This is a genomic window from Microvirga arsenatis (assembly GCF_009910705.1).
GTDB lineage: Bacteria > Pseudomonadota > Alphaproteobacteria > Rhizobiales > Beijerinckiaceae > Microvirga > Microvirga arsenatis.
In genome coordinates this window covers 148276-161741 of record NZ_JAAAXJ010000006.1, presented here as the reverse complement: position 1 = coordinate 161741, position 13466 = coordinate 148276, and the positions used below count along the sequence as shown (strand labels likewise).

General features: G+C 66.9%; 11 protein-coding genes. 4 read left to right on the top strand and 7 right to left on the bottom strand.

The genetic code is table 11. The annotated features are described in order from the left end of the window. Positions 1 to 9: 9 nt before the first annotated feature. From GR303_RS13565 to GR303_RS13540, 6 genes are all read right to left on the bottom strand, one after another. On the bottom strand, positions 10 to 1452 hold the full coding sequence (locus tag GR303_RS13565; protein ID WP_161722780.1) for an HlyD family type I secretion periplasmic adaptor subunit: 1443 nt from the start codon (positions 1450 to 1452) through the stop codon (positions 10 to 12). After that, positions 1452 to 3638, bottom strand: coding sequence for a peptidase domain-containing ABC transporter (locus tag GR303_RS13560; protein WP_161722779.1), 2187 nt, complete (start codon positions 3636 to 3638; stop codon positions 1452 to 1454). The genes GR303_RS13565 and GR303_RS13560 overlap by 1 nt, the downstream gene beginning before the upstream one ends. Further along, entirely contained in the window at positions 3635 to 5332 is a 1698-nt protein-coding gene (locus GR303_RS13555; protein WP_161722778.1) for a peptidase domain-containing ABC transporter, read from the bottom strand. The genes GR303_RS13560 and GR303_RS13555 overlap by 4 nt, the downstream gene beginning before the upstream one ends. Before the next feature lie 735 nt (positions 5333 to 6067). Next, positions 6068 to 7249: an NnrS family protein gene (locus tag GR303_RS13550; protein WP_161722777.1), complete on the bottom strand. Its 1182-nt coding sequence runs from the start codon at positions 7247 to 7249 to the stop codon at positions 6068 to 6070. Then, on the bottom strand, positions 7249 to 8694 hold the full coding sequence (gene ccoG, locus GR303_RS13545; protein WP_161722776.1) for a cytochrome c oxidase accessory protein CcoG: 1446 nt from the start codon (positions 8692 to 8694) through the stop codon (positions 7249 to 7251). The genes GR303_RS13550 and ccoG overlap by 1 nt, the downstream gene beginning before the upstream one ends. 69 nt (positions 8695 to 8763) lie before the next feature. Further along, the gene (locus GR303_RS13540) at positions 8764 to 9216 is read right to left on the bottom strand and encodes a pseudoazurin (protein ID WP_161722775.1); all 453 of its coding nucleotides are present in this window, start codon (positions 9214 to 9216) and stop codon (positions 8764 to 8766) included. Positions 9217 to 9564: 348 nt separating this feature from the next. Here GR303_RS13540 and GR303_RS13535 point away from each other — a divergent pair, with 348 nt between their 5' ends. Next, the gene (locus GR303_RS13535) at positions 9565 to 10263 is read left to right on the top strand and encodes a Crp/Fnr family transcriptional regulator (RefSeq protein WP_161722774.1); all 699 of its coding nucleotides are present in this window, start codon (positions 9565 to 9567) and stop codon (positions 10261 to 10263) included. A gap of 36 nt (positions 10264 to 10299) precedes the next feature. On the opposite strand, the gene GR303_RS24350 is transcribed toward GR303_RS13535, so the two are convergent. After that, positions 10300 to 10455 (bottom strand): hypothetical protein, encoded by a 156-nt coding sequence (locus tag GR303_RS24350; protein ID WP_201752045.1) that lies wholly within the window; start codon positions 10453 to 10455, stop codon positions 10300 to 10302. 323 nt (positions 10456 to 10778) lie between these two features. Here GR303_RS24350 and GR303_RS13530 point away from each other — a divergent pair, with 323 nt between their 5' ends. The 3 genes from GR303_RS13530 to GR303_RS13520 are packed head-to-tail and all read left to right on the top strand — an operon-like array spanning position 10779 to position 13464. Next, a complete protein-coding gene (locus GR303_RS13530; RefSeq protein WP_161722773.1) occupies positions 10779 to 11231 on the top strand; it encodes a c-type cytochrome in 453 nt (150 codons plus the stop codon). Between the two features lie 15 nt (positions 11232 to 11246). Next, positions 11247 to 12593 (top strand): cbb3-type cytochrome c oxidase subunit I, encoded by a 1347-nt coding sequence (locus GR303_RS13525; protein ID WP_161722772.1) that lies wholly within the window; start codon positions 11247 to 11249, stop codon positions 12591 to 12593. A gap of 58 nt (positions 12594 to 12651) precedes the next feature. After that, positions 12652 to 13464: a CbbQ/NirQ/NorQ/GpvN family protein gene (locus GR303_RS13520; protein ID WP_161722771.1), complete on the top strand. Its 813-nt coding sequence runs from the start codon at positions 12652 to 12654 to the stop codon at positions 13462 to 13464. Positions 13465 to 13466: the final 2 nt, after the last annotated feature.

The window sequence follows — 13466 nt, the reverse complement described above, 5'->3', positions numbered from 1 at the left end:
TGCATGCTCTCAGCGTTCGTGGAAGGAGGCGGCCATGGCGGAGTAGATCGGCTTCAGCAGGTATTGCAGGACCGTCTTGTTGCCGGTGGTGATGTCCGCCTGCACGGTCATGCCCGGCACGAGCTGGGCATGCTGCGGATTGGGGCCGACATGCTGCTGGCTCAGCACGACCCGCGCGCGATAATGCGGCTGTTTCTGCTCGTCCAGGAAGGTGCCGGCCGACACGCGCTCGACGGTTCCCTCGACGGAGCCGAAGCGGGCATAGTCGAAGGCCTGCACCTTCACCTGAACCGGCTGGCCGGCCTTGATGAAGCCGATGTCGCGCGGCAGGAGGCGGACATTCGCGACCAGGGGCGCATCCTGCGGCATGATCTCGGCGACCAGACCGCCGGGCGGCACCACCGTGCCGGGGCGGTGCACCGCCAATCCGCGCAGCACGCCGGCGATCGGCGCCCGCACCATGGTGCGCTCGGCCCTGTCCTCGAGCTTGCGCACGACCTCGGCGGTCTCGGCGATCTCGAGGGCGACCCGGGCCGCTTCCTGCCGTGCATCGTCCACCGCTGCGGATTGGATCTCGACGATCCGCGCCTCCGCTTCGGCAAGGCTGCGCTGCGCGGTGGCATATTGGTTGCTCAGCCGCTCGTGCTCGGCCTTCGTGCTCATGAAGAGGCGCTGGGCCTCGAGAACGGCAAGACGTGTCGTCAGGCCGCCGCGGGCCAGCTCCTCGCGGATGCCGAGTTCCTTGGCATGCAGCGTCATCTGCTCGTGCAGGGCCGCAATCTGGCCGGACAGCGTGGTCAGCTCGCTTCGCCGCTGCGCCACCTGCTCCTGAAGCACCGCGACCCGGTCAGCCATGGCGCGCAGCCGCGAGTCCAGGGCAGCGCGCTGCGGCGCTGCGAAGACACCCTTGACGGGGGACGGCAGGGATTGCGTTTCTCCGCCGGCATCCGCCAGCGTGATCCGGCCGGAATCCCGGCGTCCGCGCAGGTCCATGGCGACCATGTTGCCATCGGCCGCGGCAGCGAGGCGCTGCGATTGCAGCTGCAGGGATTCAAGGCGCAGACGGGCCTGCGACAGTTCCGACTGCGTGGCCGCATCGTGGATGCGCAGAAGAGGCTGGCCGACCTCCACCATGTCGCCCTCCGCCACCAGCACCTCGGTGACGATGCCGCCCTCCAGATGCTGCACCGGGGCAGGCGCGACCGCGGGCGCAAGGTCGCCGACGCCGATGGCCACCTCCGGAACATGGGTCATCGCCGCCCAGGTCAGCGCTCCGGCCACCAGCAATCCCGTGCCGAGCACCAATGCGCGCTCCAGGCCGTGGACGCGCAGTTCCTCCAGCGCCAGCACGTGGCTGTCGGGCCGCGGCAGGCGGCTGGCCCGCGGCAGCACGGGCGGGCGGGCAACCGGGGTGTCGGACTTGAGATCGGCGGGTGTTGCAGGATTGCTCATCAACCACCTCTGAGCGGGTTGGCGGCGGGGACGCTCGCGAAGGCAGCTTGGGCCACCGGGCCGCCGATGGAGGCTCGCGTCGGCCGAGGACCGACGGGAGCGATCTGCGGCTCCACCTCCTCGACCTGACCGTCGCGCAGGCGCAGGACACGGTCGGCCAGCCGGATATGACTCGGGCGGTGCGTAGCCATGAGGATGGTGCAGCGGCCGCGGCGGGAGGCGATCACGTCGGTGAAGGCCTTGGCGCAGGCGTCGTCGAGCCCGGCCACAGGCTCGTCGAGGAGAAGGATCGGCGCATTGCGCAGAAGCGCGCCGGCAAGCGCGATCCGCTGCAGGATGCTGCGCGGCAGCCGGCTGCTCTGGTTGTCGCCGACGCGGGTGTCGAAGCCCTGCGGCAGGGCCTCGATGGCATCCAGAACGCAGGCCTCCGCAGCGGCCGCGCGCAGGTCTGCATCGGTGGCGCTGGGGCGGGCGAGGCGAAGGTTCTGCGCCACCGTGCCATAGAGCAGGCTCGGCGATTGCGGCACCCAGCCGATGCTGCGCCTGAGCACGGCGGGGTTGAACGAGCGCACGTCGTGCCCGTCGATCCGCACCAGCCCTCCCTGCGGGCGGTAGAGGCCGGCGACGAGCAGGAGAAGGGTGGACTTGCCGGTGCCCTCGGCTCCCGTGATGGCCACCACCTGACCGGGTTCGATGGAGAAGCTGGCGCCGGCCAGAACGGGCTCGGATTGCGGCATGTAGCGCAGGGTGACGCGGTGGAAGACGATGGCGCCCTGCTCAGGAGGCGCCATCCGCGCCTCCAGGGGCGGCGGACGCTCGGTCTCCAGCGCCATCATGCTGTCCACCTGGCGGATGGAGGCCTGCGTCTGTTCCCAGCGCGAGAGCATGACGAAGCAGGTCTGCATGGGGGCCAGCACGCGCCAGATGAGCATCATCCCGGCGATCAGCGCGCCTGCGGTCATGGCCCCCGAGAGGACGGAGAGAACGCCCATGACCACGGCTGCGAGCCCGGAGAGCGTCACGAGCGCCTGGCTCGCGGCGAGTACGAGGCCGGAGAGGGTTCCAACCCGCGCCGATGCGGCGGCGGCGGCAGCGGCAGCGGCGGTGTAGCGCTCGATCCAGCGCTCCTCCGCCCCGGTGAGCTTCAGGGTGCGCACCGCCTCGAGCGCCTCGACGGCCAGCGCCTCGCGCGCCTGGCTGCTGCGGGCCGCCTGCTCGATGGCAAGGCGCATCGGCGCCCGGGAGATCAGGAACAGGACCACGAAGCCCAAAGCCGTTCCGACCGGCACCAGCGCGATCCAGCCGCCCAGCACGATCATGAGAACCACGACCAGGAGCGTGAACGGCATGTCCAGCAGGGCCACCGCGAAACTGCCGGTGAGGAACTCGCGGATGGCGGCGAAGTCGCGCAGGCGCGACACCTGCGCCGCGGTGCCGGCGCGCTCCACGAGGGCGGTCGGCAGGGACATCAGCTGCGTGAAGACCGCATTCGGCACGAGGCGGTCGAGCCGCTCCGCGATGCGCAGCAGGGCGCGCTGGCGCATGACGCGGAACATCACCTCCATGACGACGGCACCGACGACGCCCACGACCAGCATCGGCAGCGTTTCAGGGCTGCGGCCGGCGATCACCGTGTCGAAGATGGTCATGGTGAAGGCGGGCACCGCAAGGCCGAGCAGCGCCATCAGCCCGCTCATCGAAAGAAGCGCCGGCAGATCGCCGGCGAAGCGCCGCGCGACGCTGCTGAACCAGTTTTGGCGCGGCCCCGTGGAGACCGCTTCCGCCAGCCGCACGAGGGTGCCGCGCAGCTTCCTGGGCACGCAGGGAGCGACCTCGCCGGTGGCGCCGTCGATGCGCAGGACTTGGCCGTCCTCGGTTCGGTAGATCACGGCGGCGGGCTCGCCCGGCGTCAGCAGGATGGCAGGCAGCCGCCGCGGATCCAGCCGTGCGCGGCGCAGGGGCTGCATCTCGGTGGGATAGCCGAGGATGGCCAGCGTGTTGCGCAGGTCGGTCAGGTCGATCTCGGGCTTGGCATGCGGCAGCGCCGCCAGCAGGTCGTCAGCGCTGCCGGACCATTCCATCAGCCACAGCATGACCGTCAGGCAGCGCGTCAGATCGGACGGCGCCAGAAGGTCCTCCGGCAGGTGCAGCAGGTCGCGTTGGCGTTCCCCCTGATGCAGGCTCATGACGCGGGCTCCAGTCGAGCGCTGCGGATCGCGAACACGCGGTCGGCGATGCTGAGCGTGGAGGGACGATGGGTGACGATGACAACCGTCACCTCGCCCCGCAGGCGCGCCAGCAGACGCGCCAGGCGGGCATCGCTGTCGGCATCGAGCTGGGAGGTGATGTCATCGAGGAGAAGAATGCGCGGCTCCTCGATCAGCGCGCGCACGATCGCGATGCGCTGGGCGGCGCCGCGGGGCAGCGGCGTTGCGGCGACCCCGACGGGCGTGTGCCACCCTCCCGGAAGGCTGCTGGCCACCTGATCCAGTCCGAGCTCCGTCGCAAAACGCAGGGCCGCGGCCTCGCGCTCGGGCTGATGCATGGTGAGGTTCTGCAGCAGCGTGCCGCGCACGAGCGCGGGATCGGGCGGAACCAGGGCGACGAGCCGGCGCACGGACCCGATATTGGTCTGCGCGAGGTTCTGCCCATCGATCCAGACGCTGCCGCCATTGGGGCGCAGGTCGCCCGCGATCAGGCGCAGAAGGCTGGAGCGGCCCGAGCCGTTGGAGCCGGTGATGCCGATCACCTCGCCGGCTGCAATGTCGAGGGTCACGCCGTCGAACAGCCAATCGGCATGCGAGGCGCTGCGGAAGCTCACGTCCTGCAGGCGGACCTGGCCCGCATGAACCTGCAGCGTGGGACGATCCCGCTGATGCTCCTGAGGCAGCGCGCCGATCTCGGCGACGCGCCTGCGGCTCTCCGCGAGCGACTGCAGGCGCGACCAGAGCGCCACGCCGCCGAGCAGCGGCTGCATGGTGCGCCCGACCAGCATGGTGCAGGCGCCCAGGCCGCCGACGCTGAGCTGCCCGTTCAGCACCATCTGGCACCCGTACGCGGCTACGCCGATCGTGGCCGCCTGGGCGAGGAGCAACCCTCCCTCCTGGCCAGCTGCGATGGTGCGCGCAAGCTTGCGGCGCATCTGCGCCGAGCCGCTCTGGAGGCGCTCGTAGCGGCGCTCGAGCAAGGGCTCCGTGCCCAGCACCTTCATGGCGTGGATGCAGCCCAGGGTGTCGAACAGGAAGTTGAAGCGGCGCTCCTCCGCCAGGGCCAGATCGTGCGCCGCCCGACGCACCCAGCGCCCGGTCAGCGCCGCCACCAGGGCGACGCCGGCGAGGAGGGCGAGCGGCACCAGCACCAGAGAGCCGGCGAGGTACCAGATCCCAACCAGGTAGAGCAGCGCGAACGGCAGATCGAGCATGGCCTGGAGGGCAGGGCCGGACCACGCCTCGCGCAGGGTGCCGATCGCCGACAGGCGCTCGGCGTAGTAGCCGTTGCCATGCGCCTCCAGAGCCGCGAGAGGCGCGTTCAGCAGGCGCTGCATGGCCTGGCGGTGCGCCTGGGTCTCCGAGGTTGCGGCAACCCTCGCAAGGATCTTGGCGCGCACATGCCGCATCACGGCTTCTAGAAGAATGGCGATCGCCACTGTCGTCGCCAGCACGGCCAATGTGCCGACGGCCTTGTTCGGCAGGATGCGGTCATAGACCTGCAGCAACGCCACCGGCAGCGCCAACGCCAGCAGAGTGATCAGCAGCGTGGCCTCGAGGACCGGGAACAGGAAGGCGATGCCAAACCTGCCGATCACGCCCTTGAGGGGGCTGGTCAGCCAGGGATGGGCAGGAACCGCCGATGTCCCGGGCGAGACGGCAGACGTATCCATGATCGAACCATGTAGCCTTTCGGCTTCGGGATGCGGAAAGCAGCGATTTCGCGGGGAATACCGGGCTTGCACCGGTATGGCGGGGCGGCATCATGCCTTTGGAGCGGCCTCGGCGAGGGGCTTCCAATCCGCCATGGATAGCGTGCTTCTACAGAATAGAATCTGTAGATATTCATTGAGTTGTCAACAGGACTTCTGCTGATGATCGCCGTGATATCAAAACGACGTTAACAGCACATTTTCAAATTACTGCCTGAGAGACCTGATCGTCCTCTAGGTCAGAATAACTTTGTTTCTTTGTAACTCCAGATCAGCCCCATGCCTTGATCTGCCACTTGTTTGCTTGCGAGGCTCTATCGAATTCAACCCCTTGAGCGGGTTATGTCCAAGGCGGTCAGCGGCCATCGACCGGCGATGAGCCTCAAGCTTGCGCCGTCATGTCAGGCAGGGTCTCCGGACCACCGGCCCCTCGCCCTCGCTCGAGGCCTGGCGGCAATGGCCCGAGGCTTGGCATCCCGCACAGCCCCACCCCTCCAGGCCGAACCCCGCCCCTCCCGCATCGAGAGCGGCGTTTCCGTCACCCCATGCGACGACCTCCCCTGATGCGACGGTCTCCGCAGCATCCTCGGCTCCATCCCAGGCGCTTGTCGGGTGATGAGTCACAGCCAAGATCCCTCTCCTTCGCTTGCCATGAGATGCCGGCAAGCGTGGGAAGGCTTTGATCTAACGCAAGGCTCAGGCTTTCACGCGCGGCCGGGCGAGGACGTTCCAGTAGGTCAGGGCAAAGCCGATGAAGGTGGCCGCCCAGGCAGCCCCGGCCAGATGAATCAAGGCGGTCGTCCAGTGGGGCATGAGCACGGCCAAGATGCGCGCCAGGGCGGCAACGACGATCAGGGCGTAGAGAGCCTGCGTCGTCCGCGTCGCCACGAGGGCTCTCCCCGTGTGGCCCAGGCTTGCGCGCGACATCACCGCAAGGGTCATCCCGCCCATGGCCCCGCCCGTCCAGGCGTGGATGCCGGCTCCCGCGGGGATCACCCCCAGGGCGGCCAGACCCGTCAGCACGAAGCCGAGCGGCACGAAGGCATAGGCCACGTGCAGGATGAGGACGAGGCGGTCCCGCCAGGTTCGGTCGCCCGCCCAGCGCGCCAGGTGAACCGCCTGGACGAGGCCTGCCGCGACGAGGGCCACGCCCGTCACCCGCCACTCCGGCAGGGCGATCCAAGCCAGGAGGGCAGCGCCCGCTGCTGCCGTCGAGACCATGTCGAAGGTGCCGAAAGGAGCCGGGAGGCGGCCGGGGTTCTCGCGCGCGAGCCAGTTGCGGGTGAAGCTCGGGACGATGCGCCCCCCGATCACCATCACCAGCATCATGGTCGCGGCGATGCCGATCCGGATGCCGTATTCGGCCGAGCCCTGAAAATGGGCTTCCAGGTGGAAGACGATGTTGCCGGCCGTGAGGATGCCGAGCGCCGTCAGCACCTTCAGATTGCGCCAGTTCCTCCCCTTGACGATTTCGCGCGCGATCGCCGCCGCAACCGCCATCAGGAAGGACACATCGACGAGCGCAGCGGCCTGCCATCCGATCCAGGCGGAGGTTGTGACCGCCACGCGCCCCGCAGCCCAGATCAGCACCAGCGCGAGCAGGGGCCTGCCCTGAAGCGGCATGCGGCCCGTCCAGTTCGGAACCGCCGTCAGCAGGAAGCCGGTAACGACCGCCGAGAGATAGCCGTAGAGCATCTCGTGGACATGCCAGTCGCGCGGGGCGAAGGCACTCGAGAGCGCAAGCTCCCCGTAGAACATCGGCAGCCATGTCAGGATTGCGAGTCCCGCATAGAGGGAGCCCAACAGGAAGAAGGGGCGGAAGCCGTAGGAGAGGAGCGCGGGTCCCTCGTAGGCCCGCAGACGGGGAATGGGAGCCATCATCGGCCTCCTTCATTGGCGATGAACATATCTTCGGCGACCATGCTCTTGCCGGTCGCCACGTCGGTTGCCGTGAATGCGATGGAGAGCCGGCCGTGGGCTTCGGCCGAGACGAGGACGCGCAGCTCGCGCGTGGCGTCCGGCGCCACTTCCACGAGGTCGTCGTCACCCACCACTTCGAGGGCGGCATCGGGAAGACCGGCGAGACCGATCCGGAAGAAGCGCTCCTCGCCTCCCTTGTTGTAGAGGCGGATCGTGTAGCCGTTGCGCGTCTGCCCGTTGGAGAGCGTCACCGAGACAGGGTTTCGGTCGTGGATGACGATCAGCTTGGCGTCGCTGCGCATGCCGAGGCTCACACCCATGAGCGCAGCGAGAGCCACGACGGAGAGGCCGAGCCCGATGGTCTTGGGCCGGATCACCCGGCGCCGCGGCGGCTCCTTGAGGCGGCCGCGCTCGATATTCGTCCAGGCCTCGTAGTCGATGAGCCCGCGCGGGCGCCCGAGCTTGCTCATCACGCTGTCGCAGGCATCGACGCACAGGCCGCAATTGATGCAGGCGAAGTTGGGACCCTCGCGGATGTCGATGCCGATGGGGCAGACCACCACGCATTGCGTGCAGTCGACGCAATCGCCGGCCGGCTCGCCCCTGGCCTTGAGCTCCGCAGCCTTCTTGGCCGAGCCGCGCGGCTCGCCGCGGTAGTCGCGGTAATTGACGGTGAGCGCTTCCGGATCCCAGATCGCGCCCTGCAGGCGGGGCCAGGGGCACATCCAGGTGCAGACCTGCTCGCGCGCGAATCCGGCCAGCGTATAGGTGGTGCAGGTCAGGATGCCGACCCAGCTGTAGGCGATGACGGAGGCCCGGCCCGTCGCCATTTCGAGCATCAGGGTCGGCGCATCCGCGAAGTAGAGGACGAAGGCACCGCCTGTCCCCATGGCGATCAGGATCCAGATCGCATGCTTCACGCCGATCTCCCCGATGCGGCGCGCCGTCAGCGGAGCACCCTGCTTCTTCAGCCGCTCGCGCCGGTCGCCTTCGATCCAGCGCTCGACCAGGAGGAAGAGATCGGTCCAGACCGTCTGCGGGCAGAGATAGCCGCACCAGATGCGGCCTGCGACCGCGTTGATCCAGATGAGGACGAGGGTCGCCAGCACGAGCAGGCCCGTGAGGTAATAGACCTCCTGCGGCCAGATCTCGATGAAGAAGAAGTAGAGCCTGCCGCGCTCGGCATCGAACAGCACAGCCTGCCCGGGCTGCCCCTCTCCTCTGCCCCAGCGAAGGAACGGGAGGATGTAGTAGATGGCGAGGCAGGCCGTCAGCACGAGCCATTTGATGCGCCGGTAGCGGCCGGTCACCGATTGCGGAACGACCTTCTCGGCGATCACGCCGCGCTTGGGCTTGCGCAGGTGGGCGCGTTCGGGCTTGAAGCTGATGTCGAGCGTTGCCATGGAACCGCTGCGCAATGGCAGCGCCGCCGCATGGGTCCTGCGGCGGCGCTCGGGACGAGGCCGAAGCCGTTACTTCGCGGCCGTCTGCGTGGCGAGCTTGTCGAAGAGGTTGGAGAAGATCTGCTTCGCCTTGCCCGGATGGGTCGCGGCCTTCGCCTTCTCCACATTGTCGGCATCGCCGACCACCACCAGGCCGACCATGCCCATGCCGTAATGCGGCTTGCACTTGTAGCCGTAGACGCCGGGCTTGTCGAAGGTGACCGCGATCTCCTCGTTGATCTTGCCGACGAAGCTCTTGCCGCCCTCGGGCATCATCGTGTCGATGATCTCGGCGTTGTGGCCCTTGTCGGCGGCGATGAACTTGACCGTGTCGCCGGGGTTGATCTTCACCAAGGCCGGCTCGAACACCATGACCCCGTCCGCGCCCTTGTTGAGCATCTTGACTTCGACTTCGGCAGCGCCGGCGCCGCCAGCCACGCCGAGAGCCGCCACGAGAGCACCGAGAACAATCATCTTGCGCATCTTCTTCTCCTCATGTGCGATGCGATACGGGAGCCTCACGCGGCTCTTGAGGAGACGTCATACGCCTCTGGGCGAAAGACTGTTTGACCTGAAGCAAAGAGAGCGCCGTTTCCCCTCAGGAGAAGCCCTAAGGGGTCTTCCTGAGCCACTGATCGCCTTGGAAGCGGACAAGGCTGCCTCCAGCGGTTTGAGATAGCTCAATGTCCTCCGGGCCGTGGCATTGTACCGGTTGATGTGCAGATCTCTCGGGTGAGAGGCCTGAGCCGGACCGGGATGGAACGGCCGGCCTGAGGCCGGCCCTCTTTCCCATCCGCCGATCCGTTCCTCCGTCGAGCCGGGACCCGTCACATGCCGAATCTGGACAAATCTCTGATCGCTGACCTTCCCGTCTTTGCGGGGATGACCCCCGACGATCTCGGCGACATCCTGAAAGAGGCGCAGTCCATCCGCTATCCCAAGGGGTCGAGCGTCTTTCAGCAGGACGAGGAGGCGCATTCCTTCTTCATCCTGCTTCACGGCCACCTGCGGGTGATGAAGGTCACGCCCGACGGCCAGCAGGTGGTGGTTCGCTTCGTGAACGCGGGGGATCTGTTCGGGATCGCCATGGCCATGGCGCGCAAGACCTATCCCGCGACCGCCACGGCGGTCGTCGACAGCCTGGCCCTCGTCTGGCCCTCGGCGGCATGGCCCCGTCTCGTGGCCAAGTACCCCTCGCTTGCGGTCAACACGATTCAGACCGTCGGAAGCCGCCTCGACGATGCTCATACCCGGGTGGTGGAGATCTCGACGCAGCAGGTCGAGAAACGCGTGGCCCATGCCCTGCTCCGCCTGGCTCAGCAGGCGGGGCGCAAGAGCGAGGATGGAATCCAGATCGACTTCCCGATCTCGCGGCAGGATGTTGCGGAGATGACCGGCACCACGTTGCATACGGTCAGCCGCATCCTGAGCGGATGGGAGGATCAGGACCTCGTGGAAAGCGGACGGCAGAAGATCACGATCCGCAATCCTCACAAGCTGTTCATGCTCGCCGAGCGCCCGGTGGACTGACCTCCGGCTCGAAAGCCTGCCTGCCCCTGCTATGCCCTACTGCGTCAGGAACAATCCGGCGGCGATCACGACGGACATCGTCACCGCCGTGACCGTGCCGCTCAGGCGCAGGACCCCCATGCGGTAGAGCATGATGGCGAACACGATGATGATGGGCGTCGCCATCAACAGGCCGAACTGGGCATCGGTCATTCTGCGATCTCCTCGGATCAAGCCTCCTTCCTATGCCCCTGCCGGGCGCGTGGGTCTTTGCGCCAGCGCAACGAGGAAGCCGAACCGGAAATCGCAGGCCGCCGGCCCGGTCCCTTGAACCTTGTGCCAGAGCAAAGAGCGTTCCTCCCGCTCCTGTAGGTTGCCGCCATCCGCTCCGCGCGGCCCGCGACGCTCATGCGAGGCATCACCATGTTCGGCACTCCCCAGGGCACATCCCGCCCCCGCAGCCCTCCCCGTCCTCCCGCGATGCCGCGGCCCTGGCCGCGCACCTGCCTGCCTGTCTCATCAGAAAGGATCGCGTGATGGCTGAAGTCCTCACCAAATCGGCGGCGAGAAACGTGTTCTATGGAGGCTCGTTCTTCTTCTTCGCCATCTTCGTCGGCCTCACGGCCCATAGCCACTACTACATGAACACCACCTCCACCGACGTGTCGACGCTGTCGAACGCCGTCGCCCGCGGCAAGCACGTGTGGGAGAAGAACTCCTGCATCAACTGCCACTCGATTTTGGGCGAAGGCGCCTATTTTGCGCCCGAACTCGGCAACGTGTGGGATCGCTACGGCGGCAGGGAAGACCCGGCCGCAGCCCGCGAGACGCTCAAGGCCTGGATGGCCGCACAGCCGACCGGCATCGAGGGCCGGCGGCAGATGCCGCAGTTCAACCTCTCCGACCAGGAACTCAACGATCTCGCCGACTTCCTGGAATGGACCAGCCGCATCAAGACCCAAAACTGGCCGCCCAACAAGGCCGGCTGAGAAGGGACCGTCATCATGAAATACCAGACGCAAAAGGTGGCCCTGCTCTACTTCTACGGAGCCCTGGCCCTGTTCATCGCCCAGGTCCTGTTCGGCGTCGTCGCCGGCACGATCTACGTTCTGCCCAACACGCTCTCGGAGCTTCTGCCCTTCAACGTCGTCCGCATGATCCATACCAACGCCCTGATCGTGTGGCTGCTGATCGGGTTCATGGGAGCAACCTATTACCTGGTTCCGGAGGAAACCGAGAACGAGCTCTTCAGCCCGCTCCTCGCCAAGATCCAGTTCTGGATGTTCTTCGCCGCCGCGGGCATCGCGGTGGTGGGCTACATTTTCAAGATCCACGAAGGCCGCGAGTTCCTTGAGCAGCCCTTCATCATCAAGGTCGGCATCGTCGTCGTCTGCCTGATGTTCCTGTTCAACATCACCATGACGGTGCTCAAGGGCCGCAAGACGGTCGTCACCAACATCCTGCTCTTCGGCTTGTGGGGCGTGGCGATCTTCTTCCTGTTCGCCTTCTACAATCCCATCAACCTTGCGGTCGACAAGATGTATTGGTGGTACATCGTGCACCTGTGGGTCGAGGGCGTGTGGGAGCTGATCATGGCCTCCGTGCTCGCCTTCCTGATGATCAAGCTCAACGGCATCGACCGCGAGGTGGTGGAAAAGTGGCTCTACGTCATCGTCGGCATGGCGCTGTTCTCCGGCATCCTCGGCACGGGTCACCACTTCTATTGGATCGGTGCGCCCGGCTACTGGCAGTGGATCGGCTCGCTGTTCTCCACGCTGGAGGTCGCCCCCTTCTTCACCATGGTGGTCTTCACCTTCCAGATGACCTGGAAGGCCGGCCGCAGGCACCCGAACCGCGCCGCGCTGCTGTGGTCCATCGGCTGCTCGGTGATGGCGTTCTTCGGCGCAGGCGTCTGGGGCTTCCTGCACACCCTGTCGTCGGTGAACTACTACACCCACGGCACGCAGGTCACCGCCGCCCACGGGCATCTCGCCTTCTTCGGTGCCTACGTGATGCTCAACCTCGCCATCATGGCCTATGCCATGCCGCAGATCCTGGGCCGCCAGCCCTACAACCAGATGCTGAGCATCGTGAGCTTCTGGATCATGTGCACGGCCATGTCGGTGATGACCTTCGCGCTCACCTTCGCGGGCGTCATCCAGGTGCATCTGCAGCGCGTGCTCGGCCAGTCCTACATGGACGTTCAGGACCATCTCGCCCTGTTCTACTGGATCCGCCTCGGCTCCGGCGTGTTCGTGCTGATCTCCGCGCTGATGTTCGTCTACGCGGTGTTCGTCCCCGGACGCGAGAAGACGCCCCGCCTGGCGCAGGGCCTCCAGCCTGCCGAGTAAGACCTGGCAGGGCGGCTCCCAGCCGCCCCGCTCCCCGCCATGTTTTGAGGATTGACCGATGAAACCGCTTCTCCACTCCGTTCCGCAACCGGCCGTCGAGCTGCCCTATTACGTTCCTGCCGGCAATGAATGCGATCTGTTCGAGCTCGCCTGGCGCAAGCGCCTGCCCCTGCTCCTCAAAGGCCCGACCGGATGCGGCAAGACCCGCTTCGTGGCCCACATGGCCTCTAGGCTCGGTCTGCCGCTGCACACGGTTTCCTGCCATGACGACCTTACCGCCGCCGATCTGACGGGCCGCTACCTTCTCAAGGGCGGCGATACGGTCTGGGCCGACGGCCCGCTCACCCGCGCCGTGCGCGAGGGCGGCATCTGCTATCTCGACGAGATCGTGGAAGCCCGCAAGGACGTCACCGTCGTCCTGCACCCGCTCACCGACGACCGACGCATCCTGCCCCTGGACCGCACCGGCGAGGAACTGCAGGCGCCCGATTCCTTCATGCTCGTCGTCTCCTACAATCCGGGTTACCAGACCCTGCTGAAGTCCCTGAAGCCTTCCACACGCCAGCGTTTCGTGGCCATCGAGTTCGACTTCCTGCCCATGGAGCACGAGATCGCCGTCGTTGCCGCCGAGAGCGGCCTGCCGGCCGATCGCGTGCGCCCGCTCCTGCAGCTGGCCCGCCGGCTGCGGGCTCTGAAGGGACAGGATCTCGAGGAAGGCGTCTCGACCCGGCTTCTGGTCTACTGCGCCTCCCTCATCGTCGCCGGCGTCTCGCCTGAGGAGGCCGTCACCGCCACCATGATCGAGCCCCTGACCGACGATCTCGACGTCAAGAAGGCTCTGATCGAGGTCGCCCGCGCGACCCTTCACTGATC

What these genes read in the sequence shown, in the direction of transcription:
- ccoG (WP_161722776.1), bottom strand. Translation starts at nt 8,694, where the DNA reads ATGGCAACGCTCGACATCAGCTTCAAGCCCGAACGCGCCCACCTGCGC.
- GR303_RS13520 (WP_161722771.1), top strand. Translation starts at nt 12,652, where the DNA reads ATGAAACCGCTTCTCCACTCCGTTCCGCAACCGGCCGTCGAGCTGCCC.
- GR303_RS13565 (WP_161722780.1), bottom strand. Translation starts at nt 1,452, where the DNA reads ATGAGCAATCCTGCAACACCCGCCGATCTCAAGTCCGACACCCCGGTT.
- GR303_RS13550 (WP_161722777.1), bottom strand. Translation starts at nt 7,249, where the DNA reads ATGGCTCCCATTCCCCGTCTGCGGGCCTACGAGGGACCCGCGCTCCTC.
- GR303_RS24350 (WP_201752045.1), bottom strand. Translation starts at nt 10,455, where the DNA reads ATGACCGATGCCCAGTTCGGCCTGTTGATGGCGACGCCCATCATCATC.
- GR303_RS13540 (WP_161722775.1), bottom strand. Translation starts at nt 9,216, where the DNA reads ATGCGCAAGATGATTGTTCTCGGTGCTCTCGTGGCGGCTCTCGGCGTG.
- GR303_RS13525 (WP_161722772.1), top strand. Translation starts at nt 11,247, where the DNA reads ATGAAATACCAGACGCAAAAGGTGGCCCTGCTCTACTTCTACGGAGCC.
- GR303_RS13530 (WP_161722773.1), top strand. Translation starts at nt 10,779, where the DNA reads ATGGCTGAAGTCCTCACCAAATCGGCGGCGAGAAACGTGTTCTATGGA.
- GR303_RS13555 (WP_161722778.1), bottom strand. Translation starts at nt 5,332, where the DNA reads ATGGATACGTCTGCCGTCTCGCCCGGGACATCGGCGGTTCCTGCCCAT.
- GR303_RS13560 (WP_161722779.1), bottom strand. Translation starts at nt 3,638, where the DNA reads ATGAGCCTGCATCAGGGGGAACGCCAACGCGACCTGCTGCACCTGCCG.
- GR303_RS13535 (WP_161722774.1), top strand. Translation starts at nt 9,565, where the DNA reads ATGCCGAATCTGGACAAATCTCTGATCGCTGACCTTCCCGTCTTTGCG.